The organism is Paracoccus chinensis (genome assembly GCF_900102885.1).
GTDB classification, from domain to species: Bacteria; Pseudomonadota; Alphaproteobacteria; order Rhodobacterales; family Rhodobacteraceae; genus Paracoccus; species Paracoccus chinensis.
The window spans coordinates 1-24,025 of the sequence record NZ_FNGE01000008.1; the positions used below are offsets into that span (position 1 = coordinate 1).

The window sequence follows — 24,025 nt, forward strand, 5'->3', positions numbered from 1 at the left end:
GACATCGGACTATCTCGGCTTCGATCTGGTCATGGCCGACAACCTGCCGGAGCCTTCCATCCTTGCTGGCCGATCGCGGCTACGATTCTGATGATGTTCGCAGGACCATGGAGGCGCGCGATGTGCTGCCGGTGATCCCCATGCGGAAAACCCGCAAGCTGAGGGTAGCCGTGGATCGCACCCTCTACCGGCTGCGCAACCTCGTTGAGCGCTGCTTCAACAAGCTGAAAAAACGCCCGCCGCATCGCCACCCGGCTCATGACAAGACCGCCGAAAGCTTCCTGGGCTTCATCGACATCACGTCGATCCGCCTCTGGCTGCGCCATTTGTCAACATGACCTAGGTCCTGCCTGACGGCCTGAGGGTCCGCAGGTATTGGCGCAGGAAGGCGAGCTTCAGCATGGCGCCGAAGTTGACGGCGAGCTTCTCATGCCGGGTCGCGATTGAGCGGCAGCCTTTGAGCTATCCGACGCGGCGCTCGATCGCATTGCGCCTGCGGTAGAGATCAGGATCGAACCGTCGCGGGCAGCCCTTGCCCATGCTGCCACGCTGGCGGGCTGAGATAACCGGCCGGATCCGGCGTCGGCGCAGGTAGGCGAAGACGGGCCGGTAGCTGTAGGCCTTGTCGCCCGCGAGATACTTGGGACGGGTGCGGGGGCGCCCTCGCAGGTCCGGGAGGCGGACGGCTTTCAGGGTTCGCTTAAGGCGGACATCTCGTGCCGCTGCCCCGGCGTGAGTGTGTAGGCGAGCGGCAGGCCGAACCCGCCGGTCACCAGGTGGATCTTGGTGCCGATGCCCCCTCGCGACAGACCGAGGGCATGGTGCTCCGGCTCCTCGGAATCCCCCTTTTAACCGCTCCTGCGGCCGGTCGGGTAGGAAGCACCCTGCCCGGACGGCATGTCCGTTTTTTTGCGCGCTGCCGATACTCTCGTCGAACGCAGCGAAGGTCAGCTTTCCGCCCTTTGCTGTCCGTCCTGCGTGGCATGTAGGGGGCCTACAGACGAACTGACAGGTTGAGCATGGCTGTTCAGTTGGTCAAACAAGACTGGGCCGAGTGAGGGGCTCGCCGCGTCATCTACCTTGGATCCTCGACGAAAGTTCGACTTCTGTTCCGTCTTCCTAGCTGCCGCTGATGTCGAACGAAGCAGGATTCTTCCTGAGTCTTCCAAACAGTTTCAACCACTTGCTAAGCTGTTCACCGAAGCTGCACAGGCAACAGGTCTAGAGAATATGTGCCAAGAGAGAACAGATCTCGCCTCTGCCGGGGCTGGGCTGGTGAACAGCTTCCCCGTCACATCGCCAGAGAATAACAAGAAAATCTAACCGAGGGGAGACTGAGAGAACGCTTTCGCGAAGGCAAGTGGCGGAGGCGGTGGGATTCGAACCCACGGTGGGCTGCCCCACGTCGGTTTTCAAGACCGGTGCATTAAACCACTCTGCCACGCCTCCCGCAGGGGGCCATAACGTCCAGAGCCTCCGGGATCAAGCTGGCGCTTGGCGAGGCGCAGAGACGCATATCACTCCCATGCGGGTTGATAGACGGGTTATGCGGGATCGCCTCCGATGAGGGCACGAGCATTGCAGACCAGACCAGACCATCAAGCCCCGGAACACTACGCCGGTCGTCAGGCAGAACGGCGCTGTCGCTGACAGCGTCTTCGAGTTGCAGCGCGGCACGCTCTGAGACAACCGTCACGGGACCGCGCCTCTTGTTCCTCTGGAACTACATGGAGCGGAAACAGACGACAGGGGGCGCGAACCGCGCGACCAAAAGGGCGTTGCGGCGCGTCATTGCGCTGCCGCCAAAGAACCCGGTGAGCCGTGCAAACCTCGCCCTCTATCACCATGAACAGGATTACCAGGACGAGGCGAAGCCGCTGATTGATCCCACACCTGCGCGGGGTGCGATCTTGGCGTGGCGTTGTTCCCTCTCTGGAACTGGAAGCCGCAAACGCTGGCCTCGCTGGCGATCGGCGCATACCAAGCCGGCCGCGCCATCGCTGCCGTGCAGTCCGCCAAGCGCCGCACCCTGCGATCATAGCGGCGACTTCGCCAACCCCGAGGCGGATCGGCCATGGTCCGCACGACCGAGGGTAAGATCAACGCTCCGGGGTTGAGTTTGGTTCGCACAAGGACCAAGGCAGTGCCGGGCAATCACAGGAACCGGGCAGGAGACCGATGGATCGCGTCCAGAAGATCGCCGCAGGCAGCATTGCCGTGGGCCTGTTGGTCCTCGGCCTCAAGTTCCTGGCCTGGCGGCTGACCGGCTCGATCGCGCTTTATTCGGACGCGCTGGAAAGCATTGTGAACGTCGTCACGGCGGTGGTCGCGCTGCTGGCGGTCCGCACCAGCGCCAAGCCCGCAGACGCCTCGCACCCCTACGGGCACGGCAAGGTCGAGTATTTCTCGGCCGTGATCGTGGGGGTGCTGATCGTCGTGGCCGCGCTTCTGATCCTGAACGAGGCCTGGCACGGCGTCCGCGACCCCAGGCCCCTGGACGCCTCGCCCGAAGGGCTGCTGGTGAACGGCTTGGCCAGCATCGTGAACGGTGCTTGGTGCTGGGTGCTGATCCACCGGGGCCGCCGGTTGCGGTCCCCTGCCCTTGTGGCGGACGGCCGTCACCTACTGACGGATGTCGTCTCGTCGGTCAGCGTTCTGCTGGGCGTTCTTCTGGCAACCGCGACAGGCTGGAACAGCCTCGACCCCGCGCTTGCCGCGCTCGTCGCGCTCAACGTCCTGTGGTCGGGCTGGCAGCTGATGCGGGACTCGGTCGGCGGGCTCATGGATTCCGCCGTGCCCGACGCCCTGCTGGGCCGCATCCGGACCCTGATCTCGGCCAACGCCGAGGGCGCGATCGAGGCTCATGACCTGCGCACCCGCCACGCCGGCCCGATGACCTTTGTCGAGTTCCATCTGGTGGTTCCGGGCGACATGACCGTCTCGACCGCGCATGACATCTGCGACCGGCTGGAGCGCTGCATTCGCAAGGAGGTGGAGCCCGCCCATATCACCATCCATGTCGAGCCCGAGGAAAAGGCCAAGCACTCGGGGATCATCGTTCTGTAAGGGCGGCGGCCGTGACGGTGCCTCTTGTTCTCAGGACTTCGGGTGCCAGCAAGTGGCCCGCGTCGGCAAGCGAATCCTTAGGTCCCGCCCCAGCGGTGCAAGGCTAGGGACGCTCCAGCCCTTAAGTGGCCAGCGCAAGGCCATCCACGACCGCGGTGAAGGCTTCCGAGCGGTGGAGGGCCGCAGCCGGGCATTGCGCCTGCGCGACCTCGGCCACCATCCGCATCAGACTGGAGCCGCCGACCAGGATCACGCTGCCGATCTGCCCGGCAGGCACCTGAGCGAGGGCCAGCGTCTCGGTGATCGCAAAGGACAGGTCGTCCCGGCAGCCCTGCAGCGCCGCCTGCAGCGAGGCGGCGGACAGGGGCGCGGACAGCCCCGGCTCGATGAAGCCCATGCCGATCCGGGCATCGCCGCCGCTGTTGGCGGCGATCTTGCCGTGCTCGACCGCGAAGGCCAGTTCATGGCCCAGTTCGTGTTCCAGCACTTCGACCAGCCGTGCCAGCCGCTCGGGCTCGACGGCCAGACGTACAAGCTGCGTCGCCTGGCGGCGCGTCGCGGCCGTGTAAAGGAACGGGATCCGGGCCCAGGTCGCCAGATCGACATAGATCGCATTGGGCACGGGCAGCCGCCCCGGCCCGGTTTCGCGGCGCAACTCGCCCCCGTGGCCTAGCAGGGGCATGGCATGGGCCATGGACAGCACATGGTCGAAGTCCGTCCCGCCCAGCCGGATGCCGTGGTTGGCGAGGATGCGCACCCTGCCCTCCTCGGCGCGGAACACCGAGAAGTCCGAGGTGCCCCCGCCGATGTCCACGACCAGCCCGGTCATGCCCGCCGCGCCGAGGTGATGGCAGGCCAGCACGGCAGCCTCGGGTTCGGGCAGGAAGTGCACCTCCTCGAAGCCGGCGGCCAGGTAGCAGTCGCGCAGGTCAGCCTCGGCCCGGGCATCTCGCACGGGGTCAGGATGGAAATGGACCGGCCGACCGGAAAGGGCGCGGGTGTGGCGGCGACCGGTCGCGGCTTCGGCCCGCTTGCGCAGCACAGACAGGAAGGCCGCGATGATCTGCGCCAGCGTCCGGCGCTGGCCGCCGACAAGCTGGGTTTCATGCAGCAGCGACGTGCCGAGCGCGCTTTTCAGCGCCCGCATGTAGCGGCCTTCCTCACCGCCGATCAGCGCCTCGCCCGCGGCCTCGCCGATCCGCATGGCGCCACCCCGCGGGGGAAAGAAGACGGCAGTTGGCAGGGTGTCCGCCCCGGCCTCGATCGGGATGCGGCGCGGACGGCCCGCGTCCAGCACCGCCGCGGCAGAGTTCGAGGTGCCGAAGTCGATGGCGAGGATGTCGGAGGGCATGGCGGGCGTCCTGCTGCGGAAAGCCGCCGGGCCTAGCGGGTTCTTGCAGGACGGGCAAGCCCGCAGGGGCCGCACGCGGGAAAGGGCTGCAGGGCCTCCCTTGACTTCGCTGCAGAAACGCCCATGTTGCCCCTGTCGTCACCCGCTGCCGCGTGAGCAGCCGCAGGACCTTTGTCCTTGCTAGGGCCGACGCCTCAGACTGGTTCCCCATGTCACGCAGGGTTGCCGGCGGGTTTCGTATCTGACCCGCGCCCCTCGCCTGCCGCCGGCATCCTGCCGGGGCCTTTCGCGCGTCCCGATACGGGGGACGGCGACCAAGGACATGAGATGACCGAAGACACCACGACGCGCGCTCCGCGCGCCCGCACCAGCCAGCCGCGCCGCGACGGCGAGTTCCAGAAGCCCCGTTCGGCCGGCTTCGATGCTCGCCGCGGTCCCGGCCGCGCCAAGAAGGCCCGCGCCGAAGCCGAACCCTTCATCCGCCGCGCGATCCCCGAGATCGACACCCCCTTCACCCGCATGGGCATCGACCCGCGCGTGGCGATCAACCTGACCGAGCTTGGGCTGAACGAACCCACCCCGATCCAGGCCGAGGCGATCCCCGCGCTGGTCGCAGGCCGTGATCTGCTGGGCCTCGCGCAGACCGGCACCGGCAAGACGGCGGCCTTCAGCCTGCCCATGCTGACCCGCCTCGTCGTCAAGGGCGAGCGCGCCGAGCCGTTCAGCTGCAAGGCGCTGATCCTGGCCCCCACGCGCGAACTCGCGACCCAGATCGCCCAGAACGTCGAGGGTTTCGCCCGCGGCACCGGCATCCGCAGCTTCCGCGTGGTCGGTGGCGCCTCGATCAACGTGCAGGTGGACCGCCTGTCGCGCGGCGTGGACGTGCTGATCGCGACGCCCGGCCGCCTGATCGACCTGATCGAGCGCAAGGCCGTCCGCTTCGACCAGACCCGCTATCTGGTGCTGGACGAGGCCGACCAGATGCTGGACATCGGCTTCATCCACGCGCTGCGCCGCATTGCCCGGCTGCTGCCGCGCGACCGCCAGACGATGCTCTTCTCGGCCACCATGCCGAAGCTGATGGAGGAGCTGGCCGAAAGCTACCTGACCGATCCGGTCCGCGTCGCGGTGAACCCGCCCGGCAAGGCCGCCGACAAGATCGAGCAGGGCGTGCATTTCGTGAACCAGGGCGACAAGGCCACGCTGCTGGCCGAGTACCTGTCCAGGCACCCGGGCGAGCTGGCCATCGTTTTCGGCCGCACCAAGCATGGCTCGGAAAAGCTGGCCACGCTGCTGCAGAAATGGGGCCACAAGGTCGCTGCCATCCACGGCAACAAGTCCCAGGGCCAGCGTGAGCGTGCCCTTGCCTCGTTCCGAGCGGGCGAGACGCAGGTGCTGGTGGCGACGGACGTGGCCGCGCGAGGGCTCGACATCCCCGAGGTCGCGCATGTCTACAACTACGACCTGCCGAACGTGCCGGAAAACTACGTCCACCGCATCGGCCGCACCGCCCGCGCGGGTCGTGACGGCCGCGCCGTGGCCTTCTGCGCCCCCGCCGAGGCGGGCGAGCTGCGGGCCATCGAGAAGGCCATGAAAGCCGCGATCCCCGTGATCGGCGGCGAGCCGCCCGCGGGTCCCGTGCCCGCCGCCCGCCCGCAGGGCCGCCCGGCCAGCGCCACCAAGCGCCCGCCGCGCCGCCCCTCGCGCGCGCCCCGCGCCCAGCAGCGGCAGGGCTGACCGTTCAGGCACCCGGCATGCCCGGGTGCCTTTCCTTGAAAAGCGTGCCGCAGGGAATCGAACGTTTCCTGCGGCACTCGTATTTCTTCTTCGTGCAAATATCCCGCGGGGGTTCCGGGGGCGCGAAGCCCCCGGTCCGACGTCACAACCCTGCGCCCCCTTGCATCCCCAAGCCCCGCTTGGCACTCGCCCCCGCATGGCCAAGCTCTATTTCCATTATTCCACCATGAACGCGGGCAAGAGCACGCTGCTCCTGCAGGCTTCCTACAACTACCGCGAACGCGGGATGACCACGCTGCTGCTGATCGCAGCACTGGACACCCGCGCCGGTCCGGGCCGGATCGGCAGCCGCATCGGTATCGCCGAGGATGCGCTGGCCTTCGCCCCCGACACCGACCTGTTCGAACTGATCCAGCGCGAAGGCGCGGGCACCGCCTGTGTCTTCGTGGACGAGGCGCAATTCCTGACCCCTGCCCAGGTCTGGCAACTCGCGCGCGTGGCCGACGACCTGGACCTGCCGGTCATGGCCTATGGCCTGCGTACCGATTTCAGGGGAGAGCTGTTCCCCGGCTCGGCCACGCTGCTGGCGCTGGCCGACGACCTGCGCGAGGTCCGCACCATCTGCCATTGCGGGCGCAAGGCGACCATGGTCGTCCGGCTCGGCCCCGACGGCACGCCCGTTCACGAGGGCGCCCAGATCCAGCTTGGCGGCAACGAAAGCTATGTCTCCCTCTGCCGCCGCCACTGGCGCGCGGCGATGAAAGGCTGACGTTCAGCGAATCTTTACCCGCTGATGCGAGGCTGCCGGGGCCGGGTCACGTTGCGGGTCGGGGCCGGGTCGGGTAACGCTGGTGCCAAACCACGGAAAGGAACATTCATGCGCGCGCTTCTGTCCCGTGTGCTTGCCGGCGCCGTCGTGGCCGCCCTTTTCAGCCCCCTTGCGGCCTTCGCCCAGTCCTTTGACACGACTGCCCGGGCCGCCTGGGTTTATGACGTTGCGACCGGCAGCGTGCTCATGGAAAAGAACGCGCATGAGCCGATGCCGCCCGCCTCCATGTCCAAGCTGATGACCCTCTACATGCTGTTCGAGGCGCTCGATCAGGGCCAGGTGACGCTTGAAACGACGTTCCCCGTTTCGAGCAAGGCCAAGCAGATGGGCGGCTCGACGATGTTCCTGGACGAACTCGACCGCCCTACGGTCGAAGAGCTGATCAAGGGCATCATCGTGCTGTCGGGCAACGACGCCTGCGTGGTCGTGGCCGAGGGGCTGGCCGGGACCGAGGAGGCCTTTGCCCGCAAGATGACCGCCCGGGCACATGAGCTCGGGCTGGAGGACACCCAGTTGGTCAACTCGTCGGGCTGGCCCGCGCCGGGACACGTCATGTCGGCCAGCGACCTCGGCAAGCTCGCGCAGCACCTGGTTGAGGATTTTCCTGAACATTACAAGTACTTCGCCCTCGACACCTTCGATTTCGACGGCCGGGCGCCCGCCAACACGCGCAACCGCAACCCGATCCTGGGTCTGGGCGTCGGGGCGGACGGGCTCAAGACCGGGCACACGCAGGAAGCGGGCTACGGCCTTGTCGGATCGGCGGTGCAGGACGGGCGGCGGGTGATCTTTGTCGTCAACGGCCTGCCGTCTGAGCGCGCGCGGTCCGAGGAATCCGAGCGCATCGTCAACTGGGCCTTCCGCCAGTTCACCATGAAGACCGTGATCCCCAAAGGGGAAACCGTCGCCTGGGCCCCCGTCTGGCTGGGCCAGTCCCGTCGCGTCGCCCTGACCACGCCCGAGGGCGTGAACGTCCTGATCCCCGCCGGTGCGGCCTCGGGCGTGACCGCCGAGGCCGTGTTCAACGGCCCCCTCGAGGCCCCCTTCGACGCCGGCCACCGCGTGGGCGATCTCGTCGTCTCGGTCCCCGGCTCGGTTGAATCGCGCCTGCCGCTGGTGACCGCGAACGGGGTGACGCGCGCCGGCTTTGTCGGCCGGCTGCAGAATGCCGCGATGCGCCTCGGCCAGCGCGCCGTCGCGGCCGTTGGCGGCTGAAGACGGCCACGCGAGTGTTCATCAGCTTCGAGGGGATCGACGGGTCGGGCAAGTCCACCCAGGCGCGCCTGTTGGCCGAAAGCCTGCGGGCGGAAGGCCGTGAGGTCGTGCTGACGCGCGAACCGGGCGGCTCGCCGGGCGCGGAACAGATCCGCCGCCTTCTGGTCGAGGGCCGCGCCGATCGCTGGTCCCCGGAAACCGAGCTTCTGCTGTTCACCGCCGCGCGCCGCGACCACCTGGAACGCACGATCCGACCCGCTCTGGATCGCGGCGCCTGGGTCGTGACCGACCGCTTCGCGGATTCGACCCGGGTGTATCAGGGCGTCGCCCGGGCCGAGCTGGCCGAGGCTGTCGAGGACCTGCACCGGCTGATGATCGGCACCGAGCCCGACCGGACCTTCGTCATCGACCTCGACCCGGCTCAGGCGCTGGCACGGGCGACCGGGCGCGCGTCCCCTGCCATTGGCGCCCCAACGACCTCGCACACCATTCCGCCGGAAAACGGGAATGCTGCACAGAGCCACAGGGAAGCCGTCACCCCTGCCCAGAAAGATGGGCGGCGTGGCCCTTCGACTGGCACCGATAAGGACATTTCCGCCGAGGACCGCTTCGAAGCCATGGGTCTCGGCTTCCAGCAGCGCCTGCGCGACGGCTTCCGCGCCCTGGCCCTCGCCCACCTGGACCGCGTCCGGCTGATCGACGGCAGCGGCCCGGCCGAGGCCGTCGCCGCCCGCGTCAGGGCCGCACTTTGAGCGACGATCCCGAAAGCCCGATCGAATCCGACCGCGTTCCCGGCGCCCCGCATCCGCGCGAAACGCGTCGGCTGGTCGGGCAGGATGCCGCCGTGGCCGCCTTCACCCGGGCCGCCGCTGCGGGCCGCTTGCATCACGGCTGGCTCATCACCGGCCCGCGGGGCACCGGCAAGGCGACGCTCGCCTGGGCCATCGCACGCTGGCTGCTGGCCGAGGCCAGCACCCCCGACCTGTCGGTCCCCGAGGATCATCCGGTCGCCCGCCGCCTGCGCGCCCTGTCCGAGCCGCGCCTCCACCTGGTCCGCCGCTCCCTCGACGACAAGGGCCGCCTGCGGTCGGAGATCGTGGTCGAGGACATCCGCAAGCTGCTCTCCTTCTTCCACATGAGCGCGGCCGAAGGTGGGCGCCGTGTCGCCATCATTGACGCCGCCGACGACATGAACATCGCCGCGGCCAATGCCGTGCTGAAGATGCTGGAGGAGCCGCCCGAGGGCGCGGTCCTTCTGCTGGTCGCGCATCAGCCCGCCCGGCTGCTGCCGACGATCCGCTCGCGCTGCCGCGAACTGCGGCTGATGCCCTTGTCGCCCGAGGATATGGCCGCCGCCCTTGCCCCCTTGGACGTGCCGGGCGACCCGGCGCGGCTGGCGGCGCTGGCGGGCGGCTCGGTTGGCGAGGCGCTGCGGCTGGCGGGACAGGACGGGCTCGACCACTACGCCGATCTCGTCCGGCTGTTCGCCACCTTGCCCGCGATGGACCGCCAGGCCGCTGCCGGTTTCGCGCAGGAGGCGGCAGGCCGTCCGGGCGCCGAGGGCGATCCCTTCGACCTGACCATGACGCTGCTCGACTGCTTCCTGTCGCGGGCCGCCCGCGCCGGGCTGATGGGGCCGCCCCTGCCCGAGGCCGCCGAGGGCGAAGGCGCGCTGCTGGCCCGCCTGTCGCCCGACGACCGTGCTGCGCGCCACTGGGCCGCGGCGCAGGCGGACCTGTCCGCGCGGGCCCGTGCGGGCCGGGCGGTCAACCTTGACCCTGCGGCGCTGGTGATGGATATGCTCCTGACCCTGGCGCATGGCCCCGGCGGGACCGACGCGGCGGGCCGAGGATGACATGATGACCCAAGCCCCCGAGACCCCGCCACAGCTGGTGGACAGCCACTGCCACCTGGACTTTCCCGACTTCGACGGCCAGCAGGCCGAGCTGGTCGCCCGCGCCCGGGCGGCGGGCGTGACCCGCATGGTCACGATCTGCACCCGGCTGCGGCTGGAGCCCCAGGTCCGCGCCATTGCCGACGCGCATGAGGGCGTCTTCTACGCCGCCGGAACCCACCCGATGCAGGCCGCCGAGGAGCCCTTGGCGACGGTCGAGGAACTGGTCGCCCTGTCCGCGCATCCGAAGTTCGTGGGCATCGGCGAGACGGGCCTCGACTATCACTACACCGCCGACAGTGCCGCCCTTCAGGCCGAAAGCCTTGCCATCCACATCGAGGCGGCGCGCCGCACCGGCCTGCCGCTGATCATCCATTCGCGCGATGCCGACGAGGACATGGCGGCGATCCTGACGCGCGAACACGCGGCGGGGCCGTTTTCCTGCGTGATGCACTGCTACACCTCAGGGCTGCAGCTGGCGCGCACGGCGCTAGACCTCGGCTTCTACCTCTCCATGTCGGGGATCGCCGCCTTCCCCCGATCGACCGAGATCCGCGAGATCTTCGCCGCAGCGCCGTGCGACCGGGTGCTTGTGGAAACCGACGCGCCCTTCCTCGCGCCCCCGCCCCATCGCGGCAAGCGCAACGAGCCCGCCTACGTCGCCCATACGGCAAAGGTCGGGGCCGAGCTTTACGGCAAGACCCTGGCCGAGTTCGCGGCGCTGACCAGCGCGAACTTCGACCGGCTGTTTCCGAAGGCCGCCGCATGATGCGGGCCACGATCCTGGGTTGCGGGTCGTCGGGCGGCGTCCCGCGCCTTGGCGGCCACTGGGGCGAGTGCAACCCGGAAAACCCCAGGAACCGCCGCCGCCGCTGCTCGCTGCTGCTGGAACGGACGAGCGCGCAGGGCACGACGCGGGTGCTGATCGACACGGGGCCGGACCTCGTGCCGCAGCTGCTGGACGCGGGCGTGGGTCTGCTGGACGGGGTGGTCTGGACGCATCCGCACGCCGATCACATCCATGGCCTCGACGACCTGCGCCAGATCGTCCACAACCGCCGATCGATCCTGCCGGGCTGGGCCGACCGGCCCACGGCGGCGGCGCTGCACAAACGCTTCGGCTATGCCTTCGAGACGCCGGACGGCTCGCCCTATCCTCCGATCCTGGAACTGCACCTGATCGGCGGCCCCTTTACCGTCCCCGGCAAGGGCGGCCCGATCCACATGACTCCCTTCACGGTCGACCACGGCATCCCTGCCCTGGGCTTCCGCATCGCCGAGGAAGCGGATGGCCCTGCGATGGTCTACCTGCCCGATGTGCTGGCGATCCCCGAGGACGCCTGGCCCGCGATCATGGAGCCCGAGATCTTCATCTGCGACGCGCTGCGACGCACACCCCATCCAAGCCACGCGCACCTCGCGCTGGCGCTGGAATGGATCGAGCGTTCGCGCGCCCGGCGCGGCGTCCTGACCAACATGCACATCGACCTCGATTATGACGCCGTCATGGCCGAGACGCCGGACCACGTCATCCCCGCTTATGACGGGATGACGATCGAGCTGTGAGCGCCCTTTTCGACGTCATCCTGCCGGTCTTCCTCGTGATCGGCTTCGGCTATCTGGTGGCTTGGCGGGGATGGTTCGGCCCTGCCGCGGTGGACGGTCTGCAACGCTATGCCCAGAACTTCGCGGTGCCGGTGCTGCTGTTCAGTTCCATGGCGGCGCTGGATCTGTCGGCCGAGTTCGACCTTTGGCTGCTGTTGTCCTTCTACGCGGGGGCGCTGACCTCGTTCCTGGTCGGCTGGATCATCGCGCGCCGGGTGATCGGCCGGACGCCCGAGGACGCCGTGGCCATCGGCTTCGCCTGCCTCTTCTCGAACTCGCTGCTGCTGGGCATCCCGATCATGGAGCGGGCCTATGGACCGCAGTCGCTCGCCGGCAATTTCACCATCATCGCGCTGCATTCGCCCCTGCTTTACACCTTGGGCCTCACGGTGATGGAGTTCACGCGCGCCCATGGCACCGGCGTCTCGCCGGGTCGAGTGGCGCTGCGGGCGCTGAACGGGGTGCTGCGGACGCCGCTCGTGATCGGCATCCTCTGCGGGCTGGCGATGAACCTGCTGAAGACGGCCGGGCTGGTCATGCCGGAAGGCTTCTGGGCTGCGGTCGAGATGATCGCGCGCTCGGCCCTGCCGGCGGCGCTGTTCGGCTTGGGCGGCGTGCTGCTGCGCTATCGCCCGCAGGGAGATGCGGCGTCGATCGCGCTGATCTGCGGCTGCTCGCTGATCCTGCATCCCAGCCTGACCTGGGGGCTGGGGACGGCCTTCGGCCTGGATACGGGCGCTCTGCGCTCGGCGGTGGTGACGTCGGCGATGGCGCCGGGGGTGAACGCCTATCTCTTCGCCAACCTCTACCAGTCGGCCATCCGCAGTGCGGCCTCGGCAGTGCTGATCGCGACGGCCCTGTCGATCCTGACGATCTGGGGCTGGCTGGCGATCCTGCCCTAGACCTGCACCTCGTAATAACCCAAGGCCGGGCCGATCTCGGCTTCCTCATAGTGGAAATGCGAGCGCACGGCGCGGTCCAGCGCCGCGAAGCCCTGCGCGCAGGCCTCGAACCGCGCGGGCGCCGGGTCCAGCGCAAGCTCGTCCGCCGCCTGGGCCAGCACCTCGATCAGGTGCTCGAGACCACGATGCTCCTGACGCAGCCGGGCCAGGACGGCGTTCAGGCCCTCGTTCCCCTGCACCTCGAGCTGCGGATAAAGGTGGAAATCCTCGATCTGATGGTGCGTCGTGATCGCCTGGCAGGAGGCCCCGCAGGCCGTGCCGAACAGCCGCAGGTTCTGCGCCATCGGCATCCCGCGCACGGCGGGCGCAAGCTCGCCCGGCTGTCTCAACCCCGCGCGGATGTCGCCCATCAGGGCGCCCACGGCGGACAGGTCGCGCAGGTACCAGCGGTGGATGGCCGCCAGTCCGCGCCCGTTCAGCTCCTGGAACGGCGACAGGGTGAAGGCGGGCGCCCGGGGGCGCGCTGCCTCGTCCTCGATCTCCTCGGGGGTCATGCCGGGGTCAGGCCGCGCAGCCGTTCGCCCCGGCGACGCAGCAGTTCCACGGTGGCCAGCAGCGCGATCGAGAAGATCACCAGCAGCGTGGCGACGGCGAGGATGGCGGGGCTGATCTGCTCGCGGATGCCGTTCCACATCTGGCGCGGGATGGTCTGCTGATCGGGGCCTGCGATGAACAGGGCCGCCACCACCTCGTCGAAGGAGGTGACAAAGGCGAACAGCGCGCCCGAAATCACACCCGGCAGGATCAGCGGCATTGTGACCTTGAAGAAGGTCGTGCGCGGGTTCGCCCCCAGCGAGGCCGCCGCCCGGTTCAGCGACTGGTCGAAGCCGATCAGCGTCGCCGTCACCGTGATGATGACGAAGGGGATCCCCAGCGTCGCATGGGCCAGGATCACGCCCAGGTAGGTGTTCGCCAGGCAGCCCGAGTTCGACAGAACCGGCGCCAGCAGCCGTCCGAAGGTCGAGGTCGTGTCCACGCAGGCCGAGGAATAGAAGAAGAACATCCCCGTCGCCGTGATGATGATCGGCACGATCATGGGCGAGATCAGGATCGCCATGATGATCCGGCGGAACGGCATTTCCGGTCGTGACAGCCCCAGCGCCGCCAGCGTGCCCAGCACCGTCGCCAGGATCGTCGAGAAGATGCCGATGATGATCGAGTTCTTGGCCGCGCCGATCCAGCGCGCATTGTTCCAGGCATCCGCCCACCAGCTGCCGGTGCGGGGCGCGTCGGGGTTCGCCATGCCGAAGGTCAGCAGCGTGTCGTACCAGCGCAGCGAATAGCCCTCGGGGTCGAAGGAGCGCATCTTCTCGGTAAAGGTGAAATAGGGCTCGGCGTTGAAGCTGAGCGGGATCACCACCACGATCGGCGCGATCAGGAAGAAGAAGATCGCCACGCAGATCGCGATATAGGCCCAGTGCCAGATCCGCTCCAGCGGCGAGGCGTAGGTCGGCAGCGCCATTCGGTCACCCCAGCTTGAGATTGTCGATCCCGACCAGCCGGTCGTAGATCCAGTAAAGGACAAGGACGCTCGCCAGCAGGATCGCGGCCAGGGCGGCGGCCATGGACCAGTTCAGCGTCTCGGTCATGTGCATGGCGATCATGTTGGAAATCAGCTGCCCCGACGAGCCGCCGACCAGCGCCGGCGTGATGTAGTAACCGACCGCCAGGATGAAGACGAGCAGCGCCCCTGCCCCAAGCCCCGGCAGCGTCTGCGGGAAGTAGACGCGGCGGAAGGCGGTCCAGCTGGACGCGCCGAGGCTGCGGGCCGCGCGCACATAGCTGGGATTGATCGTCCGCATCACCGAATAAAGCGGCAGGATCATGAAGGGCAGCAGGATATGCGTCATGGCGATGATCGTGCCGACCTGGTTGTAGATCAGCTTCAGCCGCCCGTCCTGCCCGACCACGCCAAGCCAGACCAGGATGTCGTTCACCACCCCCTGCTGCTGCAACAGGACCATCCAGGCGGTCGTGCGCACCAGAAGCGAGGTCCAGAAGGGCAGCAGCACCAGGATCATCAGCAGGTTCGACTTGCGCATCGGCAGGGTCGCCAGCAGATGCGCGATGGGGAAGCCCAGCAGGAAGGTCAGCCCGGTGATCACCAGCGACAGCCAGAAGGTGCGCTGGAACAGCATCACATAGACCTGCTGCCGCTCGGGCACCTGCACGATGCTGTTCTGGTCGTCCCGCGTGCGGTCCACGGCGGCCAGGTAGAAGTTCGCCGTGTAGGCGGTCGAGGCCGAACGCATCGCGCGCCACAGCGTCGGGTCACCCCAGTCCTCGTCGGCCTCGATCAGCGCCTCGCGGAAGGGCGGCTCGAACCCTGCGCGCGCCTTGCGGCCGGTCGAGGTGAACAGCGACCGCGTGCCCGGCACGTCATAGTTCATCCGGGTGCCAACGATGCCGATGGTGCGGATGTCGGCCGCGGTCTTCAGGTCTGCGGCCAGCGCGGCAAAGGCGGCCTCGTCCGGCTGGGTGCCGGACGGGTTCTCGGCGAACCAGGCCGAGATCTGCGGCATGTTGGCCGCGAAACCGTCGTTGTAGATCGAGCGGTGCAGCATCTGCCCGATCGGGATCACGAAGGTGACGACCACGAACAGCAGAAGCGGGGCCACCAGCAGGAAGGCCCGCCTGCGCGCCCGCGCCGAAGCGCGGGCCAGCGCGCGGGCAAGCGGCTGCCCGTCGGCGGTGGTCAGCCGCGGGCTCGCGCCGGAGGCTCCGGCAACCACGGCGGCATGGGGATCGAGAGCACTGGCCATGTCGGTCCTTTGGTCGTTGCGGCCTTGGGGGCCGTCTGTCACTCGCCGCCCAGCCACGCGGTGAAGCGGGCGCGCAGCTCGGTCTCGTGGTCGGCCCAGAAGGCCGGGTCCACGAACAGGGCATTGGTCATGTTCCGGGCCGCGGTCGGCAGGTGCGGGCCCATCGGGGTCGTGCCGTCGCCCGCGAAATTGCCGACCATCTCCTGCGCCGAGCGGCGCGGAGGGCCATAGGGCAGGATCTCGGCGGCATCGGCCAGCACCTCGGGCGAGGTCGAGAAGGCGACGAAGTCCCGCGCCGCATCGTGGTTCGGCGCGCCCTTCGGGATCACCCAGCCCTCGACCTCCATCATCTGCGCGTCCCACAGGATCGCCAGCGGCAGACCGTCCACCTGAGCGGCCTTGAAGACGCGGCCGTTGTAGGCATGGGTCATCGCGACCTCGCCATCGGCCAGCAGCTGGATCGGCTGGGCACCGGCCTCCCACCAGACGATCTGTTCGCTGATGCTGTCGAGCTTCGCCAGTGCGCGTTCCACGCCCTCGGGTGTCGCGAGGACGTCATAGACCTGGTCCAGAGGCACGCCATCTCCGACCAGCGCCAGTTCCATCGTGAACTGGGGCGTGCGGCCGAGGCCGCGGCGGCCGGGGAAGCGTTCGAGATCGAAGAAATCTGCGGCCGAGGTCGGCGCCTGAGCCACCTTCTCGGTGTCATAGGCGATCACGGTCGAGTAGATGTCGGTCGCGACGAAGCAGTCGGTCAGCGTGTGCGGCAGGAAATCCTGCGCGACCGCCCCGCCTCCGGGCGGCGGCACGAGGCTTGCCGGGTCGATCGGCAGGGCATCGCCTTCCTCGCACAGGCGCATCCCCGCGCCCTGCCCGACGCTGGCCAGGTCGGCGGTGACGTTGCCCGCCTCGACCTGCGTCTTGACCATGCCCGCCGGGTCGTCCGTATCGACGAAGCGCACGGGAATCCCGGCCTGTTCCGAGAACGGCCGCGCCATCGCCTGCTCCTGCATGGCCGCGAAGTCCCCGCCCCATGACAGGATCGTCAGCGGGCCCTGCTGCGCAAGCGCAGGCGTGGCAAGCAGCGTGGTGGCAAGGGTCAGCGTTCTGCGCATCGGTCCATCGCATCGAGGTGGCCGGGGCGCGGTATGGCGCCCCGGCGCAAGGGGTCAGCTTGCCAGCCAGGCGTTGAAGCGCTCGGTCAGCTCGGTCCCGTGGTCGGCCCAGAAGGCGGCGTCGTTGACCAGCGCCTTTTCCGCATTCTCGGGCGTGGTCGGCAGGTAGGGTGCCATCTGGGTGGTGCCGTCCTTGTAGGTCCCGACACTCGCCGCCGCCGATTTCCGCGGCGGGCCATAGGCGATGTATTTCGACAGATCCGCCTGCCGCGCCGGGTCCGAGGCGAAGGCGATGAACTGCATCGACTTCTCGACATCGGGCGCACCCTTGGGAATGACCCAGTAGTCCATGTCGAGGTTCGCGCCGTCCCAGACGAAGCCGAAGGGCTTGCCCTCGTCCACGATGGCGTCGAAGATCCGGCCGTTATAGGCCAGTGTCATCGACACTTCCTTGTCGGCCAGAAGCTGCGGCGCCTGCGCACCCGCCTCCCACCAGACCACCTGGTCCTTGATCGTGTCCAGCTTGGCGAACGCGCGCTCCACCCCCTCGTCGGTCGACAGGACGTCATAAACCTCGTCAGGGGCCACGCCGTCGCCCAGCAGCGCGAATTCCAGCGCGTATTTCGGGCGCTTGATGATGCCGCGCTTGCCGGGGAACTTGGCGGTGTCGAAGAAGTCGGCCACCGTCGCAGGCGCGCCGTTCGGGAAGGCCGAGGTGTCATAGGCGATCACCGTCGACCACACCATGATCGCGGTCGCGCAGTCATGCAGCGCCTGGTCTAGGTAGTCGTCGGCAGCCGGGGTCCCGTCCGCAGCGGCGGGCAGCGCCGCGGGGTCGATCGGCTCGATCAAGCCCTCGTCGCACAGGCGGATCACGTCGGACTGCTCGACGTCGTAAACGTCGCTGGTGACGTTGCCGGCCTCGACCTCGGCCTTCAGCTTGGCCGGGGGGTCCGAGTTGTCCACCATGTTGGCCTGGATGCCAGTGGCTTCCGTGAACGGCCGGGCATAGGCCTCGTTCACCGCCGCGGCAAAGGCGCCGCCATAGGTGGTGATGTTGATCGAGTCCTGCGCCTGCGCCGCGCCCGCGGCGATCAGCGCCAGCGCCGTGCCCGCGATCAGTCGTCTTGTCATGGTTCGCTCTTTCGCAACCTTTGAGAATGGCGGCGCCGCGCAAGGACGGCGCCGCCGAAACGTCAGCCCGCCAGCCAGGCGTTGAAACGCTCGCTCAGCTCGCCGTCATGATCGACCCAGAAGTCGAGGTTCGAGGCGATGCCCTGCTCGATGTTGCCCGGCGAGGTCGGCAGGTGCGGGCTCATCGGCACGTCCTTGCCCGCGACATTGCCGACCAGCGCGGCCGAGGATTTGCGCGGCGGGCCGTAGCTGATGTGCTCGGCGGCCTTGGCAAGCTGCTCGGGGCGGGTCGAGAACTCGATGTATTTCAGCGCGTTTTCCATGTTGGGCGCGCCCTTGGGGATGACCCAGCCTTCCATCTCGTAGATCTGGCCGTTCCAGATGATGTTGAACGGCTTGTTCTCGCCGATGGCGGCGTTGAAGATCCGGCCGTTGAAGGCATAGGCCATCGTGACCTCGCCATCCGCCAGAAGCTGAGGCGGCTGGGCACCCGCTTCCCACCAGATCACGTCGTTCTTGATCGTGTCGAGCTTGGCAAAGGCGCGGTCCACACCCTCGGGCGTCGACAGCACGTCATAGACCTCGGCCGGGGCCACGCCATCGGCCATCAGCGCCAGTTCCAGGTTGAACTTGGCGCCCTTGCGCATGGTGCGCTTGCCGGGGAACTTGGCGGTGTCGAAGAAGTCGGCGGGGCTTGCGGGCTTTGCCTCGGGGAACTTGCTGTCGTCATAGGCCAGGACCATCGAATAAACGTCGGTCGCCACGAAGCAGTCGGTGATCGCGCCCTCGATGAAGTCATCCGCCGCCGCAGTGCCATCGGCCGCCGCGCTCAGGACGGAAGGGTCGATCTGCTCAAGCGCGCCCTCGTCGCAGAGCCGCACCGCGTCCGCGTATTCGACCGAGGCCACGTCGGCGGTGACGTTGCCCGCCTCGACCATTGCCTTGATCGGCGTCGCCGGGTTGTCGGCGTCGGCCACGGTGATGCGGATGCCCGTCTCGGCCTCGAAGGGCGCGTTATAGGCGATGGCATGGGACTGGCCGTAGGCCCCGCCCCAGTCCAGCACGTTCAGAACGCCCCCGCTTTGCGCCGAGGCCGCCGTCGCCAGAGCGGCGAATGCAGTCGTGGCGATAAGTGGTTTTTTCATTATTTGGCCTCCCTTTGTTGTTGGTTGTTCAGACCGGATCGAGCGCCCGCGCATCCTGCGGGTTCCAGCCGATCCTGATGTGCTGTCCGGGTTCCAGCCGGGTCTGACCCAGCGTGTTGCGGAACTTCATGACGAAGTCGTCGCTGCCCGCGACCTTCATCCGCGCCCGCAGGATGTCGCCCATGTAGATGACATCGCGCACCTCGGCGTCGATGGTGTGGGTGCCGGTCGGCATCAGGTCGGGCTTGAACTCGACCCGTTCGGGGCGGATTGAGACAAGCGTCTGCTGCCCCACCTCGCGGATGTTGACGGCGGTGGCGTCGATCAGTTCGCCATTCGCCAGCCGGACCTCGGCGCGGGTGCCGTCCAGCTTCTCGATCCTGCCGGGCAGCTTGTTGTTTTCGCCGATGAAGCCTGCGACGAAGCTGTTTTCCGGCTTTTCATACAGGACCGCGGGCGGCGCGAGCTGCTGGATGCGCCCGTCGTTGAAGACGGCGATGCGGTCCGACATGGTGAGCGCCTCGCCCTGGTCATGGGTCACGTAAACGACCGTGATTCCAAGGTTGTCGTGCAACGACTTGATCTCGTACTGCATGTGCTCGCGCAGCTGCTTGTCCAGCGCGCCCAGCGGCTCGTCCATCAGCACCAGCTGCGGGTTGAAGACCAGCGCGCGGGCCAGCGCGATCCGCTGCTGCTGGCCGCCCGAAAGCTGTGCGGGCCGCCGGTTGCGGAAGCGGCCCATCTGCACCATGTCCAGTGCCCGCATGATGCGGGATTCGCGCTCGGCCTTGCTCATGCCGCGCACTTCAAGCGGGAAGGCCAGGTTCTCGCCCACGGTCATGTGCGGGAACAGCGCATAGTTCTGGAACACCATGCCGATGCCGCGCTTGTGCGGCGGCACGTCGTTGATGTTGCGCCCGGCCAGCCGGATCTCGCCATGGGTGGCGGTCTCGAAACCCGCCAGCATCATCAGGCAGGTGGTCTTGCCCGAACCCGAGGGCCCCAGCATCGTCAGGAACTCGCCCTTGCCAATCGAGAGGTTCAGATCCTTCACGACAAGAGTCTGACCATCATAGCTTTTCTGCACGTGGTCGAAGACGACGAATCCGTCGTTGCCGGTCGGGGTCAAGGCATCTGCTCCCTGTCTTCCTGTTCTTTGTTGCGTCACTCTATCCAGCGGAAACGCAAACCTGCAACGTCATATTGCGGCAGGTTCCCGGCGGCCGGCGAGGCTGGGCAAGAATCGGGCGGATGGGTCGGCAGGCTGCCGGAATGGCGCGCAGGGCCTGCGTCCATAAAAGAAAAAGGCGCCCCGAGGGGCGCCCTTGTCATTGGTGCGGTCGAAAAGACTCGAACTTTCACTCCGGTTAAGGAACAGCGACCTCAACGCTGCGCGTCTACCAATTCCGCCACGACCGCATTCCGTGGTGCGCGTGACATAGCCGTGCCCGCGACGTTTGAAAAGGGGTCATTCGGCGGCGATCACCCTGCCCGGCACATAATTCAGCACGGGGGCGAGCCAGCGCTCGGCCTCGGCCACGGTCATGCCCTTGCGGGCCGCGTAATCCGCGACCTGATCGGCCTCGACCTTGGCCACGCCGAAGTAATAGGCCTCGGGATGCGCAAGGTAGAGACCCGAGACTGACGATCCCGGCCACATTGCCATCGACTCGGTCAGTTCGACCCCCGTGGTGGCAGTGGCGTCCAGCAGGTCGAACAGCGTGCGCTTCTCGGTATGGTCGGGCTGTGCGGGATAGCCGGGCGCGGGGCGGATGCCGCGATAGGGTTCCGCGATCAGTTCCTCGGGCGAGAAACCCTCGTCCGGCGCATAGCCCCAGAAGTCGCGGCGCACCCGTTCGTGGACCATCTCGGCCAAGGCCTCGGCAAAGCGGTCGGCCAGCGCCTGCAGCAGGATGGCCGAGAAATCGTCATGCGCGTCCTTGAAGGTCTGCACGCGAGCGGACTCGTCCCCCGCCGTCACCACGAAGCCGCCGATCCAGTCGGGCTGGCCCTCGGGCGCCACGAAATCGGCCAGCGCCACGTTCGGGCGCCCGTCCCGCTTTGTCACCTGCTGGCGCAGCGTGTGGAAGGTCGCAAGCTGTGCCGCCCGGCCCTCGTCCGTGAACAGGCGGATGTCGTCGCCGCTGCGGTTCGCCGGCCAGAAGCCGACGACCGCCCTAGGCGACAGCCAGCCTTCCTCGATGATCTGCTTCAGCATCGCCTGAGCGTCGGCGAACAGGGCCCGAGCCGCCTCTCCCTGCGCGGGGTCGTCCAGCAGCTTCGGGTAAACGCCCTTCATCTCCCATGTCTGGAAGAAGGGCGTCCAGTCGATGTAGCGCGCGATCTCGGCCAAATCCCAGTCGGCCAGAACCTTCGTGCCGGTGAACTGCGGGCGTGGCGCCTGATAGGCCGACCAATCCAGCTTGACCGCATTGGCGCGCGCATCCTCGATCGACAGCCGGGCGCGGTCGGAATCGCCGCGATTGTAGCGGGCGGCGACCTCCTGATACTCGCGGCGGACCTCGTCGATATAGGTGACCTTGTCGTCGGACAGCAGGTTCGACACCACGCCGACCGCGCGGCTCGCGTCGGTGACATAGACCGTCTGGCCCTTGTGATATCGCGGGTTGATCTTGACCGCCGTATGCACTCGGCTGGTCGTCGCGCCGCCGATCATCAGGGGGATGTCGAAGCCTTCGCGCTCCATCTCGGACGCCACGTGGACCATCTCGTCCAAGCTGGGCGTGATGAGGCCGGACAGCCCGATGATGTCCACCTTCTCGGCCTTGGCGGTTTCGAGGATCTTCTGCGCCGGGACCATCACGCCGAGGTCGATGATCTCGTAGTTGTTGCAGGCGAGAACCACGCCGACGATGTTCTTGCCGATGTCATGGACGTCGCCCTTCACGGTCGCCATCAACACCTTGCCGGCAGAACTTGACGCGCCTTCGGACTTCTCGGCCTCCATCCAGGGCAGCAGGTGCGCCACGGCCTGCTTCATCACCCGGGCGGATTTCACCACCTGCGGCAGGAACATCTTGCCCGCGCCGAACAGGTCGCCGACGACGTTCATCCCAGCCATCAGCGGACCCTCGATGACATGCAGCGGACGGGCAGCGGCGAGCCGCGCCTCTTCGGTGTCCTGTTCGATGAACTCGGTGATGCCATTGACCAGCGCATGCTCCAGCCGCTTGTCCACCGGCCATTCGCGCCAGGACAGGTCCTTCTCGCGCGCCTTGGCCCCGCCCTCGCCCTTGTAGCGCTGGGCCAGGTCCAGCAGGCGCTCGGTCGCATTCGGGCGGCGGTTCAGGACCACGTCCTCGCAGGCCTCGCGCAGTTCCGGATCGATCTGGTCATAGACGGCAAGCTGGCCCGCGTTTACGATCCCCATGTCCATGCCGGCCTGGATCGCGTGATACAGGAAGACGGCGTGCATCGCCTCGCGCACCGGCTCGTTGCCGCGGAAGCTGAACGACAGGTTCGATACCCCGCCCGAGACATGGACATGCGGCAGTTGCTGCCGGATGCGGCGCGTGGCGTTGATGAAATCGACGCCGTAGTTGTCATGCTCTTCGATCCCCGTTGCCACGGCGAAGATGTTGGGGTCGAAGATGATGTCCTCGGGCGGGAAGCCGACCTCGTTCACTAGCAGGTCATAGGCGCGGCTGCAGATCTCGACCTTGCGGTTCTCGGTGTCGGCCTGCCCCGTCTCGTCGAAGGCCATGACGACCACCGCCGCGCCATAGCGGCGGCAAAGGCGGGCGTGGTGCAGGAAGGCTTCCTCGCCTTCCTTGAGGCTGATCGAGTTCACGATCGCCTTGCCTTGGGTGCATTTCAGCCCGGCCTCGATCACTTCCCACTTGGACGAGTCGATCATCAGCGGCACGCGGGCGATGTCGGGCTCGGCCGCGATGAGGTTCAGGAAGGCGGTCATGGCGGCGGCGGAATCGATCAGCCCCTCGTCCATGTTCACGTCGATGATCTGGGCGCCGTTCTCGACCTGGTCGCGCGCGACCTCGAGTGCAGCCGGATAGTCGCCCGCCGTGATCAGCTTGCGGAAACGGGCCGAGCCGGTGACGTTCGTCCGCTCGCCGACGTTCACGAAGGGGATCTCGTCCGTCTTCACGAAGGGCTCCAGCCCCGACAGCCGCAGCTGCGGCGTGATCTTGGGGATAGCGCGCGGGGCCTTGCACGCGACCGCCTCGGCGATCGCGGCGATATGCTCGGGCGTGGACCCGCAGCAGCCGCCGACGATATTGACCAGCCCCTCGTCCGCAAAGCCGCCGATCTGGGCGGCCATCAGGGCGGGCGTCTCGTCATAGGCGCCCATCTCGTTGGGCAGGCCCGCGTTGGGATAGGCGCAGATCAGCGTGTCCGCGACCTCGGACAGTTCCGCCAGGTGCGGGCGCATCGCATCCGCGCCCAGCGCACAGTTCAGCCCCACGGTCAGCGGCCGGGCATGGCGGATCGAGTGCCAGAAGGCGGTCGGCGTCTGCCCCGACAGCGTGCGACCCGACAGGTCCGTGATGGTGCCAGAGATCATCACGGGCAGGATCAGGCCGGTTTCCTCGAAAACCTCCTCGGCGGCGAAGATCGCGGCCTTGGCGTTCAGCGTGTCGAAGATCGTCTCGATCAGGATCAGGTCGGCGCCGCCCGCGATCAGCCCCCGGATCTGTTCGGCATAAGCCACGCGCAACTGGTCGAAGCTGACCGCGCGGAAGCCCGGGTTGTTGACGTCGGGGCTGAGCGAGGCCGTCCGGTTCGTCGGCCCCAGCGCCCCCGCGACCCACCGGGGGCGCCCGTCCTGTGCCGTCGCCCGATCCAGCGCCCGCCGCACCAGCCTGGCGCCGTCGCGGTTCAGGTCAAAGACGCGGCCCTCCATCCCGTAATCGGCCTGCGCGATGGTGGTCGAGGAAAAGGTGTTCGTCTCGACAATATCGGCGCCCGCCAGCGCATAGCGCAGGTGGATTTCCTCGATCGCCTCGGGCTGGGTGAGATTCAGAAGGTCGTTGTTGCCCTTCTGCGGATGGTCCGAGTGGATATGGCAGCCGCAGCCCGAGCCATGGCCGGTGAAGTCATCCTCGGACAGCCCAAGCTGCTGGATCTGCGTTCCCATCGCCCCGTCGAGGACCAGGATGCGCTGCCGGGCAGCGGCGCGGATGGCGTCGAAGACAGGGGAAAGCTTGAGCATGGCAGACCTCGGGCAATTA

The 24,025-nt window shown here is 67.7% G+C and carries 18 protein-coding genes, 2 tRNA genes and 1 pseudogene; 10 read left to right on the forward strand and 11 right to left on the reverse strand.

What is annotated here, in order from left to right; all coding sequences use genetic code 11:
* Window positions 1-338 (forward strand): transposase (locus BLQ03_RS09525; protein WP_425415727.1); only part of this gene is annotated, 338 nt, incomplete at its 5' end.
* Window positions 339-1,361: 1,023 nt separating this feature from the next.
* Here the strand turns inward: BLQ03_RS09525 and BLQ03_RS09530 are convergent.
* Window positions 1,362-1,449, reverse strand: a tRNA-Ser gene (locus tag BLQ03_RS09530).
* Window positions 1,450-2,178: 729 nt separating this feature from the next.
* On the opposite strand from BLQ03_RS09530, the gene BLQ03_RS09535 reads away from it, so the two are divergent.
* Window positions 2,179-3,066: a cation diffusion facilitator family transporter gene (locus BLQ03_RS09535; protein WP_090755257.1), complete on the forward strand. Its 888-nt coding sequence runs from the start codon at window positions 2,179-2,181 to the stop codon at window positions 3,064-3,066.
* Between the two features lie 121 nt (window positions 3,067-3,187).
* Here the strand turns inward: BLQ03_RS09535 and BLQ03_RS09540 are convergent, their stop codons facing one another.
* Window positions 3,188-4,417, reverse strand: coding sequence for an Hsp70 family protein (locus tag BLQ03_RS09540; protein ID WP_090755259.1), 1,230 nt, complete (start codon window positions 4,415-4,417; stop codon window positions 3,188-3,190).
* 327 nt (window positions 4,418-4,744) lie between these two features.
* Between BLQ03_RS09540 and BLQ03_RS09545 the strand changes: the two genes are divergently transcribed.
* The 8 genes and pseudogenes from BLQ03_RS09545 (at window position 4,745) to BLQ03_RS09580 (ending at window position 12,599) form a co-directional block, all read left to right on the forward strand.
* Complete coding sequence (locus tag BLQ03_RS09545; RefSeq protein ID WP_090755261.1) at window positions 4,745-6,154, forward strand: DEAD/DEAH box helicase; 1,410 nt, start codon at window positions 4,745-4,747, stop codon at window positions 6,152-6,154.
* 196 nt (window positions 6,155-6,350) lie between these two features.
* A complete protein-coding gene (locus tag BLQ03_RS09550) occupies window positions 6,351-6,923 on the forward strand; it encodes a thymidine kinase (RefSeq protein WP_090755263.1) in 573 nt (190 codons plus the stop codon).
* Between the two features lie 108 nt (window positions 6,924-7,031).
* Window positions 7,032-8,198: a D-alanyl-D-alanine carboxypeptidase family protein gene (locus BLQ03_RS09555; RefSeq protein WP_090755265.1), complete on the forward strand. Its 1,167-nt coding sequence runs from the start codon at window positions 7,032-7,034 to the stop codon at window positions 8,196-8,198.
* A gap of 14 nt (window positions 8,199-8,212) precedes the next feature.
* Window positions 8,213-8,650 (forward strand): annotated as a pseudogene (gene tmk / locus BLQ03_RS09560) (dTMP kinase); the annotation flags it as partial.
* 296 nt (window positions 8,651-8,946) lie between these two features.
* A complete protein-coding gene (locus tag BLQ03_RS09565) occupies window positions 8,947-10,053 on the forward strand; it encodes a DNA polymerase III subunit delta' (RefSeq protein ID WP_090755267.1) in 1,107 nt (368 codons plus the stop codon).
* Between the two features lie 4 nt (window positions 10,054-10,057).
* A complete protein-coding gene (locus BLQ03_RS09570; protein WP_090755673.1) occupies window positions 10,058-10,861 on the forward strand; it encodes a TatD family hydrolase in 804 nt (267 codons plus the stop codon).
* Window positions 10,858-11,658: an MBL fold metallo-hydrolase gene (locus BLQ03_RS09575; protein WP_090755269.1), complete on the forward strand. Its 801-nt coding sequence runs from the start codon at window positions 10,858-10,860 to the stop codon at window positions 11,656-11,658. Before BLQ03_RS09570 ends, BLQ03_RS09575 begins: the two co-directional genes overlap by 4 nt.
* Entirely contained in the window at window positions 11,655-12,599 is a 945-nt protein-coding gene (locus tag BLQ03_RS09580) for an AEC family transporter (RefSeq protein ID WP_090755271.1), read from the forward strand. Before BLQ03_RS09575 ends, BLQ03_RS09580 begins: the two co-directional genes overlap by 4 nt.
* Here BLQ03_RS09580 and BLQ03_RS09585 read toward each other — a convergent pair.
* The 9 genes from BLQ03_RS09585 to metH all read right to left on the reverse strand — a co-directional run bounded on the left by BLQ03_RS09585 (window position 12,596) and on the right by metH (window position 24,006).
* The gene (locus tag BLQ03_RS09585) at window positions 12,596-13,153 is read right to left on the reverse strand and encodes a hemerythrin domain-containing protein (RefSeq protein WP_090755273.1); all 558 of its coding nucleotides are present in this window, start codon (window positions 13,151-13,153) and stop codon (window positions 12,596-12,598) included. The genes BLQ03_RS09580 and BLQ03_RS09585 overlap by 4 nt on opposite strands.
* On the reverse strand, window positions 13,150-14,121 hold the full coding sequence (locus BLQ03_RS09590; protein ID WP_090755275.1) for an ABC transporter permease: 972 nt from the start codon (window positions 14,119-14,121) through the stop codon (window positions 13,150-13,152). The genes BLQ03_RS09585 and BLQ03_RS09590 overlap by 4 nt, the downstream gene beginning before the upstream one ends.
* Before the next feature lie 4 nt (window positions 14,122-14,125).
* On the reverse strand, window positions 14,126-15,421 hold the full coding sequence (locus BLQ03_RS09595; RefSeq protein ID WP_090755277.1) for an ABC transporter permease: 1,296 nt from the start codon (window positions 15,419-15,421) through the stop codon (window positions 14,126-14,128).
* 38 nt (window positions 15,422-15,459) lie between these two features.
* The gene (locus BLQ03_RS09600; protein ID WP_090755279.1) at window positions 15,460-16,536 is read right to left on the reverse strand and encodes a polyamine ABC transporter substrate-binding protein; all 1,077 of its coding nucleotides are present in this window, start codon (window positions 16,534-16,536) and stop codon (window positions 15,460-15,462) included.
* 54 nt (window positions 16,537-16,590) lie between these two features.
* A complete protein-coding gene (locus tag BLQ03_RS09605) occupies window positions 16,591-17,670 on the reverse strand; it encodes an ABC transporter substrate-binding protein (RefSeq protein WP_090755281.1) in 1,080 nt (359 codons plus the stop codon).
* A gap of 62 nt (window positions 17,671-17,732) precedes the next feature.
* Window positions 17,733-18,815, reverse strand: a complete 1,083-nt coding sequence (locus tag BLQ03_RS09610) for an ABC transporter substrate-binding protein (protein WP_090755283.1) — start codon at window positions 18,813-18,815, stop codon at window positions 17,733-17,735.
* 28 nt (window positions 18,816-18,843) lie between these two features.
* Window positions 18,844-19,944 carry an ABC transporter ATP-binding protein gene (locus BLQ03_RS09615; RefSeq protein WP_090755285.1) on the reverse strand — a complete coding sequence of 367 codons (1,101 nt, stop codon included), beginning with the start codon at window positions 19,942-19,944 and terminating at the stop codon, window positions 18,844-18,846.
* Between the two features lie 203 nt (window positions 19,945-20,147).
* Window positions 20,148-20,234: transfer RNA gene (locus tag BLQ03_RS09620), tRNA-Leu, on the reverse strand.
* Between the two features lie 49 nt (window positions 20,235-20,283).
* Window positions 20,284-24,006 carry a methionine synthase gene (gene metH, locus BLQ03_RS09625; RefSeq protein ID WP_090755287.1) on the reverse strand — a complete coding sequence of 1,241 codons (3,723 nt, stop codon included), beginning with the start codon at window positions 24,004-24,006 and terminating at the stop codon, window positions 20,284-20,286.
* Window positions 24,007-24,025 lie beyond the last annotated feature (19 nt).